The 9,623-nt window shown below is 72.1% G+C and carries 7 protein-coding genes; 1 reads left to right on the top strand and 6 read right to left on the bottom strand.

The features are described 5' to 3' along the window. Positions 1-76: 76 nt before the first annotated feature. The gene (locus AB0M54_RS33220) at positions 77-382 is read right to left on the bottom strand and encodes a uracil-DNA glycosylase family protein (protein WP_364475672.1); all 306 of its coding nucleotides are present in this window, start codon (positions 380-382) and stop codon (positions 77-79) included. Between the two features lie 67 nt (positions 383-449). Beyond that, positions 450-1,796: an aminotransferase class I/II-fold pyridoxal phosphate-dependent enzyme gene (locus AB0M54_RS33215; RefSeq protein WP_364475670.1), complete on the bottom strand. Its 1,347-nt coding sequence runs from the start codon at positions 1,794-1,796 to the stop codon at positions 450-452. Positions 1,797-1,872: 76 nt separating this feature from the next. Here AB0M54_RS33215 and AB0M54_RS33210 point away from each other — a divergent pair, with 76 nt between their 5' ends. Next, positions 1,873-3,177: a bifunctional pyridoxamine 5'-phosphate oxidase family protein/GNAT family N-acetyltransferase gene (locus tag AB0M54_RS33210; RefSeq protein ID WP_364475668.1), complete on the top strand. Its 1,305-nt coding sequence runs from the start codon at positions 1,873-1,875 to the stop codon at positions 3,175-3,177. A 62-nt stretch (positions 3,178-3,239) separates the two neighbouring features. Here the strand turns inward: AB0M54_RS33210 and AB0M54_RS33205 are convergent, their stop codons facing one another. The 4 genes from AB0M54_RS33205 to AB0M54_RS33190 all read right to left on the bottom strand — a co-directional run bounded on the left by AB0M54_RS33205 (position 3,240) and on the right by AB0M54_RS33190 (position 9,594). After that, positions 3,240-4,295 (bottom strand): hemolysin family protein, encoded by a 1,056-nt coding sequence (locus AB0M54_RS33205; RefSeq protein WP_364315599.1) that lies wholly within the window; start codon positions 4,293-4,295, stop codon positions 3,240-3,242. Continuing rightward, the gene (locus tag AB0M54_RS33200) at positions 4,292-5,653 is read right to left on the bottom strand and encodes a hemolysin family protein (RefSeq protein ID WP_364475666.1); all 1,362 of its coding nucleotides are present in this window, start codon (positions 5,651-5,653) and stop codon (positions 4,292-4,294) included. Before AB0M54_RS33200 ends, AB0M54_RS33205 begins: the two co-directional genes overlap by 4 nt. Before the next feature lie 305 nt (positions 5,654-5,958). Further along, positions 5,959-7,467, bottom strand: a complete 1,509-nt coding sequence (locus tag AB0M54_RS33195; RefSeq protein ID WP_364315594.1) for a M28 family peptidase — start codon at positions 7,465-7,467, stop codon at positions 5,959-5,961. A gap of 96 nt (positions 7,468-7,563) precedes the next feature. Then, a complete protein-coding gene (locus AB0M54_RS33190) occupies positions 7,564-9,594 on the bottom strand; it encodes a protein kinase (RefSeq protein ID WP_364475664.1) in 2,031 nt (676 codons plus the stop codon). Positions 9,595-9,623 lie beyond the last annotated feature (29 nt).

Genomic DNA, 9,623 nt, shown 5'->3' with positions numbered 1-9,623 from the left:
TCCCCGGTGCCGGGACAGCCGGACCGCTCCAAGTAGCTTCATGACCAGCAGCGTAGCCGTTCGTACAATGTGGAACCTACGTGACCGCGTTGGTGATGTAGACCCAGGGCACCTCGATGCCGGCTTCTTCCACCGCGTCGCGAAGGACGCGGCCGGCCGGGCCCACGAATGGGAGGCCCTGCTGGTCCTCGACATCGCCGGGCTGCTCACCCACGAAGACGACGCGGGCGTCGGGGGCGCCGCGGCCGAAGACGGTCTGGGTGGCGTCCACATGCAGCTGGCAGCCCTCGCACTGAGCAGCGGCCTGCTTGAGCTCACCCAGATCGGCCGGGTGGGAAGGAACCCATTTCTCCGCGCCGGGTGGCGCCTGGTTCGTTGCCATCCCGGAGTTGTACCCCATTCACGTCCGACCGATCCCGGCGCACCCGAACGAGTCGGCCGGAGGCCGCTCATCGGGACGGCGCCCCGATCGCGTTCGGGTGGACCGCGGCGGCGACCGCGTCGGCCACCGGGTCGACCTGTTCGGGGGCGAGGTCGCTGACCGTGATCCGGATGCCCGGCGGCGAGTCGATGCGGAACAACGAGCCGGGCGCCACGGCATAGCCCGCATCGCGGAGCACCGACACGGCGCGGGTTTCGTCCGGCACGTGGACCCAGATGTTGAGGCCGCTGGCGCCGGAGGCATCGATCGCGCGTTCGTGGAGCGCGCTCAGCAGCGCCGCGCGCCGGTTCTCGTAGACGCCGGCGGCGACCTCGACCCAGTTGGCGACGGACTCGTCCTGCCACACCCGCAGCAGCAACCGCTGGAGCATGGTGGACACCCAGCCGCTGCCGATCCGCATCCGGCCGGCCACCCGTGCGATCGACGTCTCGTCGCCGGCCACCACCGCGATCCGCAGGTCGGGACCGTAGGGCTTGGACGCGGACCGCACGAACGCCCAGGAACCTGTCACCGGACCGACGCAATGCAGGCCGGTGACGGCCAGCTCGGCGGCATGGTCGTCCTCGATGACCAGCACACCGGGACGCTCCGCCAGGATCGAGCGCAGCTCTCGCCCGCGCTCGGCCGACACCGATGCGCCGGTCGGGTTCTGCGCCCGCGAGGTGATCACCACGGCGCGGACCCCGAGCGACAAGGCACGCTCCAGCGAGGACGGCACCGGGCCGTTCTGATCCATCGCCACCGGGACGGCCCGCAGGCCGAGCGCCGCGACGAGGTCGAGCAGGTTGGCCCAGCCCGGGTCTTCGACGGCCACCGCGTCGCCCGGCGCGAGGTGGACGGTGAGCAGCCGTTCGATGGCGTCGAGGGTGCCGCCGGTGACGGTGAGCTGGGCGCTGCCCAACGGCACGCCGCCACCGGCCAGCCGCTCGCGAGCCGCCTCGGCGAGCTCGGCCAGCACCCCGCCACGGGCGTAGCCGATCGGCTGGCCCAGATCGGCCGCGACCTCGCTCAGGCCGGGACCGAGTGGCGGCAGATGGAGCGTGCTCGGCTCGCCGGCGGACAGGTCGTAGACCCCGGGCGCCACCTCGACGCGCATGGTGGCGCGGGCCGAGGCGACCGGCGGGCGTGGCCGCACCCGGGTGCCGCGCCGGCCGTGGGCCTCGACCAGGCCGCGCCGACGGAGCTCGCTGTAGGCCTTGGCCACCGTGGCCGGGCTGACCCGCAGCTCGTCGGCGAGAGTCCGGACCGGAGGCAGGGACGCTCCCGCCTCGAGCCGGCCCTCGCGGACGCCGGTCTCGATGCTGGCGGAAATGGCGGAGGCGCTCGCGCCGCTCACCTGATAATGTTCTGGCACAGCTCAGATTTTGTACTAGAACAAATACCAGCGCAAGAGCTACAGTCTTCGCAGACCGAAATTCCGGGAGGGCGACGTGACCGACACCTACTCACCCACCGCACGGACGACGGCGACCCGCAATCGCGCCCGCATGCGTTACGACCGCGATCTGGTCCACTCGATTCTGGACGAGGCGTACGACTGTTCCGTCGCCTTCGTTGTGGATGGCGAGCCTCGCGTGCTGCCCACGCTGCATGCCCGGGTCGGCGGAACGCTGTTCCTGCACGGCTCGTCCGGCGGCCGGCTGGGCCTGTCGGCCCGCGACGGCACGCAGGTCTGTGTGTCGGTCACCCTCGTCGACGGCATCGTGTACGCCCGGTCGCAGATGCACCACAGCGCCAACTACCGGTCCGTCGTGGCACACGGCCGGGCCCGCCTGGTGACCGATCCGGCGGAGAAGCTCGCGGCCATGACCGCCCTGGTCGACAAGTTCGGCTCCGGCCGCGCCGCGGACAGCCGGCCGCCGACCCGCAAGGAGATGGCCGAGACCAGCCTGCTGGCGCTCGTGCTCGACGAGGTTTCGGCACGGGTACGCACCGGCGGCGTCGTCGATGAGGAAGCCGATCTCACCCTGCCCCACTGGGCCGGTGTGCTGCCGATCCGCCGCGTCGGCGGGCCACCCGAGACCGACGAGGGCGTGGCCGCGGCGCCGCCGGCCTATCTCGGCGGCACGTCCTCGCCGTGGCAGACGGCGGCGACCATGACCGGCCGGCATGTCCGTCTCGAGCAGCTCACCCCGGGTCACGTCGACGGCCTGTTCGCCGCCCTCGACGACGCCGAGACCTGGGAGTTCCTGTCCGCGCCGTGCCCGGCCCACCGCGACCAGATCGGCGAGCTGGTGACCGGCGCGTTGCGGGCGCAGTGGCTCGGCGAGCGGGTGCCGTGGGTGCAACTGCATCCGCAGACCGGTGAGGTCATGGGCACGACCATGTACCACGACGTCGATGAGCCGGGACGGGTCGTCGCCATCGGCCACTCGATGCTCGGCCGGCGCTGGTGGCGCAGCGGGGTGAACACGGAATCCAAGCTGCTGCTGCTCGAGCGGGCCTTCGAGGTGCTCGGGGCCGAGCGGGTGTTCTGGTACACCGACATCCGCAACGAGCGGTCCCAGCGCGCGATCGCCCGGCTCGGGGCCAGCCGCGACGGGCTGATCCGGCGACATCGGCTGCGGCCCGACGGCACGTGGCGCGATTCGGTGTACTTCGCGATGACCGCCGACGAATGGCCGGCGGCGCGCGGCCGGCTCCGCGAACGCCTCGCCGCGGCCGAGACGGCGGCCGAGGCGAAAGCGGCGGCGGGGGCGGATGCCGACGCCGGCCGGACGACGCAGCGGGCCTGACCATGCGCACACCACACGGGGGTGGCGTGCGCCGGCCAGGCCGGGTGGTCACGGGAGGGCGGTCAGCGCATGCGCCGGCCCACCGGGACCGGGTCGGTCTCGTCGTCGAACTCGCCGATGACCTGCTCCAGGAGGTCCTCGAGGGCCACAAACCCGGCCCGGCGCCCGCCACTGGTGACCATCGCCAGCTGAGCCCGACCGGCCCGCATCGCGGTGACCGCGTTCGTCACCCTGGTGTCCGCGGTCAGCGTGAACGGCGAGTCCATCAGGTCCGCCGCGGTCGCCTCCCGGCCCGTCGTGGTCGCCCGGATCGCGTCGCGGACGTGCACGACACCGGCGACCAGACCGTCCGGGCCGACCACGGCGAGGCGGGAGCGTCCGCTGTGCTGCGACGCCGCCTCGATCTCGGCCGCTCCGGTCAGCGGCGTGACCGTGACCAGCTGGTCATCCGGGATGAGCACGTCGCTGACCTTCTTCTCCTGCAGGCGCAGCATGCTGGTCAGCAGGGCGGTCTGCTCCGCCTCGATCAGACCCTCGGCCTCGGACCGCTCCAGCAGGATATTCATCTCCTGCGGGCCGTGCGCCTGGGCCAGTTGGTCCTGCGGTTGCACGCCGACCACCTTGAGCGCCGCGTTGGCCAGGCCGTTCAACGCGTTGAGGCCGGGGCGGACGACCCGCGTGAAGGCGCGGAACGGCAACGCCAGCATCGTGGCCGACCGCTCCGGGTGGGTGATCGCCCACGACTTCGGCATCATCTCGCCGATCACCAGGTGCAGGAAGGTGACGAGGATCAGCGCGATCAGCAACGCGATCACGTGGCTCGGCGCCTCCGGCAGACCCACCGCGTGCAGCAGTGGGCTGATCAGGTGTTCGAGCGCCGGCTCGGCGAGCGCGCCCAGTCCCAGCGAACAGAGCGTGATGCCGAGCTGCGCCCCGGCGAGCATCACCGACAGCTCGCGGGTTCCGTCCAGCGCGGCCCGGGCAGCGCGGCTGCCCTCCGCCGCCGCGTGCTCGAGGCGGTAACGCTTGCTCGCCACCAGCGCGAACTCCGCGGCGACGAAGAACGCGTTCGCCACCAGCAGGAGCAGCGAGATCACGACCGCCCAGGTGGTGCTCACGACGTCACCTCCGCGCGCTCGGCCTCGGGGGCGGGCACGGCCTCGGAGACGCGTACGGTGCCCGGCACGTGCCGGTCCACCGACAGCACCCGCAACACCAGCGGGCCCGGGGTGGCGTCCAGCGCCGGCTGTGGCTCGACCTGCACCTCGTCCCCGATCAGCGGCACCCGGCCGAGCCGGGACATGACCAGGCCGGAAACCGTGTCGTACGCGGGGTCCTCGGGCAGTTCGACACCGGTCGCGTCGGCCACCTCGTCGATCCGCCAGCGGCCCGGCACCACCCAGCTGCCGTCGTCCTGCCGCACCGGCGCCGGCTCGGGCAGGTCGTCCTCGTCGCGGATCGGGCCGACCAGTTCCTCCGCGATGTCCTCGAGGGTGACGATGCCGGCGAAGCCGCCGTACTCGTCCACCACGCAGGCCAGCTGGCGATGCCCGCCGCGCATGCGGTCCAGGACCGCCGGCAGCCGCAACGACGACGGCACCATGAGCGGCGGGATCGCCACCTCCGACACGGTCGTCGACCCGCGTCGCGCCGGCGGCACGGCCAACACGTCGGTGATGCCGACCACGCCGACGATCTCGTCCACGCCGGCGTCGGAACGCACCGGGAACCGGGACCGGCCGGTGTCGAGCAGGTCGACGACGCGGGTCAGCGGGTCGTCGGCCCGGACCGTCTGGACGTCGACCCGCGGCACCATCACCTCGATCGCGGTGCGGCCACGAAAGTCGAGCCCGCGGTCGAGCAGCGTGGAGAGCTCCGGGTCGAGGTGCCCCTGCTGGCGCGACTCGGCGATGATCTGCTCGAGGTCCTCGTTGGTCGCGCCCTCCGGCAACTCCTCGATCGGCTCGATGCCGACCCGGCGCAGCAGCCTGGACGACGCCTTGTCGAAGAGCCGGATGATCGGCCCGAAGAATGTCAGATACATCAGCGTCGACCGGGCGAGCGCCCTGGTCAGGCCCTCGGAGCGGGCGATCGCGAGGTTCTTCGGGGCGAGCTCGCCGAAAACCATCTGCACGACCGTCGCGATGAGCAGCGCGAGGAAGACCGAGAGCGGAACGCTCACCGCGCCCGGCACGCCGGCCACGTCGAAGAGGTCGGCCAGGCCCTCGCCGATGTACGGCTCGGCGACGTATCCGACGACCAGGGCGGTGACGGTGATGCCGAGCTGGGCGCCGGACAGCATGAACGAGAGGCGCTCGGTGACCTTGAGGGCGCGGGCGGCGGCCTCGTCACCCTCGTCGGCCAGGCGGCGCAGGCGGCCCTTGTCGACCGCGACGAACCCGAACTCCTGCGCGACGAAGTACCCGGTCAAGGCCGTGACGACGAGGACCAGGAGGAGACCGATGAGGATCAGCACGACGGCCTCGACGGCCTCGACGGGCCGGGGCGGAGCCGGGCCATGCCCGGGGCTTGTGCGAGCCGGGCCGAGCCCGGCTGGGTACTGCCATTCATCCCGGAAAGCTAACAAGAATGACTGAACGCTGCCTGGGAGCTTGCTGGTGGTGCCGCGTCATCGGTGGCACACATCACTGGTGGGCGCCCGGGAGAGGGCCACTCTCCCGGGCGCACCGATCAGGAACGGGTCGCCGGTCAGAAACGGGTCGTCAGTCAGAAACGGGTCGCCGGTCAGAAACGGGTCGCCGGTCAGAAACGGGTCGCCGGTCAGCTTCGGGTGATGGTCACGTCGTCGACGGCGGCCTCGACCAGGCTGGCCGTGGAGAGGTCCGCGGCCTCGACGCTGAGCTGCACGGTCTGCCCGGCGTAGGCGGAGAGGTTCACGGTCGCGGTCTGCCAGGCGGCGGCCCGGTTGCTCGCCGCGCCGGCCTGGGTGAAGACCGTCGTAGCGGTGCTGCCCGACACCACCCGCACCCGGAAGTAGTCCGAGCTGCTCGCGTTGTTGAGGTGCGCGAGGTACCAGCCGAAGGACAGCGTCAGGGTGCCGGTCGGCAGCGTGATGTTCGGCGAACGGATCGTGGTGGCCCCGCCGTCCACGTCGTTGGCGCCGGCGCTCGATCCCGCGGTGGCCCCGGTGACCAGGTCGTACGTGCCGCTCACCGAGGTGCCGAGCTGAGTCGCCACGCCCGAGCTGGTGGCCTGCGGGTCACCGCGCTCCCAGCGGCCCGAGGTCGCCGCGTCGCCACTGCCCACGGTCCAGCCGGTGGCCGTCTCGAAGGTGTCCTGCCAGACGGTGTCGCCGGTGGGCGGCGGGTCCTCACCCGGCGAGGCGAGGTTCCAGACGGAGTACGCGATCGCGTCCGAGTTGCGGTCCAGCGCGGTGTCGTTGATGTTCGCCGTGGTGTCGCAGGAGGCGTGGTAGCAGGGGTCGAACGTGCTGGCCGTACCGCCCCAGAGCTGGACCTGCGCCGCGGTCTTGCGCCCCTCCGCGCCGGTGAAGATGCCGCCCGCGGGAATGTTGTTGGCGATGAACGGGCCGTAATCGCTGCGCCCGTCGAAGTCGGTGCCGCGGGTGGGCACACCGATCGTGGTGAAGTAGTCGGCCAGGGTCTGCTCGATCTCCGCCGACCCGGCCGGGCCCGGACCAGATCCGGTGCCGTCGGAGTTGTCGCCGTCGTAGAGGAAGTAGCCGGGGTTGGGCGAGCCGACCATGTCGAAGTTGAGGTAGCCGCCGATCGCCGCCCGCTGCGCGGAGGTCAGCGAGTTCACGTAGGCGGTCGAGCCGCGCAGGCCGAGTTCCTCGGCGCCCCACCAGCCGAAGCGCAGGTGCCGGTCGGGTTGGAAGCCGGTCCGGGCCACGGCCAGCGCCACCTCGAGGTTCGCCGCCGAGCCGGAGCCGTTGTCGTTGATGCCCGGTCCGGCGGTGACGCTGTCCAGGTGCGCGCCGACCATCAGCGTGTCGTTCGTGTCGCCGCCCGGCCAGTCCGCGATCAGGTTGTACCCGGTCGCGCCGTTGTAGGTGAACGACTGCTGCTGCGTCACGAAGCCGGCCTGGTCGAGCAGGTTCTTCACGTACGTGACGGAAGCCAGGTAGCCCGGGCGTCCGTGCGCCCGGTTGCCGCCGTTCGCGGTCGCGATGCTCTGCAACTGGGCGAGGTGGGCCTTGACGTTGGCGACCGGGATGTCGGGCGCGGCGACGGCCACGGCTGCCTGGGCGGGCGCTGCGATCAGCGAGCCCAGGAGGACGGTCGCGCCGATGACAGGGAGTGTTCTCACAGGTTCCTCCGCGCTAGGGGGAACCTGAGAATGTCACGCTACAGATCGATGACTGTCATATCGCTTGCGCCATATCGCCTGGTGAACATACGGGACCTAGCGTTTCGGCGTGGCCCGGATGCCGGTCGGCGTCTGCTGGTAGAACGAGCTCTGGAGGAGGGCGTACGTCGCCCGGTTCTGATCCCAGTCGAAGTCGCGGGTGATCCAGCCGATGGCGTAGGCGTGCTCGCCCGAGGCGAACCATCGGGTGATGGCGTGCATCCCCACCGCCGAGGCGTTGTCGTAGCGGTACTCCCAGTCGGCCGCGCGGTTGAGCAGCGGCACCCGCTCGATCTGGCCGACCAGCTTGTACTTCGGCAGCGCGCCCGCCCGCACCAGCCGGTTCGCCTCGGTTCGGCAGGCCACCACGGGATCACCCTTGGGGTTCCGCCCGTAGTCGATGCTGAGGATGCGCACGTTGTCCGGGTCGCGGAAGCAGATCGTGGTGCCGATCTTCTCGTAGGTCCAGCCGTCCGGCACGCCGATGTGGAACCCGGCGGGGTCGGCGAAGTAGGAGAAACCCGATACCAGTTCCCAGCCGTTGACGCTGGTCTTCGCGCCGGGCTGCGGGGTGCGCGGCGCGTCGGCCGCCGGCTCGCGATCGCAGACCACCGGGCTGAACCCGGTGATCGCGGGCGCCGCGGCCGTCGGGTCCGGCGCCGGCGCTCCGGTCGGCGTGACGACGCTCGGGCCGGTGCGGTCATCGTCACGCCGGCGCAGGTAGCCGGCCGCGAGACCGGCGCCGGCCAGCAGGGCGACCAGCAGCACGCCGGCCACCGCGAGGCGCCCCCGCCGGGGGCTGGCGCCGGGCCGCACCACGGTCACCGGCTCGGGCGGCGGGCCGTCCGAGCCCGACGACGACGCCGGGACGGACGACGGCTTGGCGCCGGCCATGCGTGGCTCCGCGGCCATGCGTGGCTCCGCGGCCATGCGTGGCTCCGCGGCCATGCGTGGCTCCGCGGCCAGCGGTGCTCCGTTGCCGCGACGGGGGGCCATCTTGACCGCGGGCTCACCGGCGGTGACCGGCGACGGCTTCCGCTCGAGCGCGGATTCCCCCGCGGTCATCGGCGTCGCGTTCCGCTCGCCCCCGGGCTCTTCGGTGGTGACCGGTGTCCCGTTCCGCTCGACCGCGGGCTCGGCATCGGTGCGCGCGGGCGCGCCGGCCAGGCTGCTTCTCATCCGCGGCTGCACCGCGTTGCCCACCTCGGCCGGGGTGCGCGGCGCCGGGACGCGCGCGCGGTTGCTGGTCAGGCGGGCCTTGTCCGGGGTACGGGCGGTCACCACCACCGCGCGGAGCCGCTCCTCGACCTGGTCGGCGGTCAGCCGGGCGGCTGGATCATGCTGAAGCAGCCCGACCAGCACCGGGGCCAGCGGGCCGGCCAGCACCGGCGGATCGGGCGGATCGGTGGCCAGCGCCATCAGCGTGGCCATCGCGCTCTCCCGGGCGTACGGCGAGCGGCCCTCGACGGCGGCGTAGAGCGTGGCGCCCAGCGACCACAGGTCGGACTCCACGGTGGACGCGCCGTCCCGGGCGCGCTCGGGCGACACGTACTGGGGCGAGCCCACGATCATGCCGGGGCCGGTGACCGTGCCGTCGTCCACGAACGTGGCCAGGCCGAAGTCGGTCAGCACCACCCGGCCGTCGCCGATCAGCACGTTGTGCGGCTTGATGTCACGGTGCAGCACGCCGGCGCGGTGGGCGGCGGTCAGCGCGTCGAGCACATGCAGGCCGATGCGCGCCGCGGGGATGGGTTCGAACGGGCCGTCCTCGGCGATCACCTGATGAAGGGAGCGGGACGGGACGTATTCCATGACTATCCATGGCAGGCCGTCGGCGTGCACCACGTCGTAGATGCGGACCACATGGGGGTGGCTGAGCCGGGCGGCGCTGCGGGCCTCGCGGAGCGTACGGTCGCGAAGCCGGTTTTTCTCGTCGTCGGTCATCCAGTCCGGTGGCACGAACTCCTTGACCGCCACATCGCGGTCCAGCATCTCGTCACGTGCCATCCAGACCCGGCCCATGCCGCCGGAGCCGACCGGCTCGTGCAATCGATACCGCCCGGCGATGAGCATGCGCCTGACCGCCATCAGCCCCCACCCGTCGCTTGGCTCAAGAA

The organism is Actinoplanes sp. NPDC051470 (genome assembly GCF_040682035.1).
Classification (GTDB): domain Bacteria; phylum Actinomycetota; class Actinomycetes; order Mycobacteriales; family Micromonosporaceae; genus Actinoplanes.
This window is presented reverse-complemented; position numbering and strand designations above follow the sequence as displayed.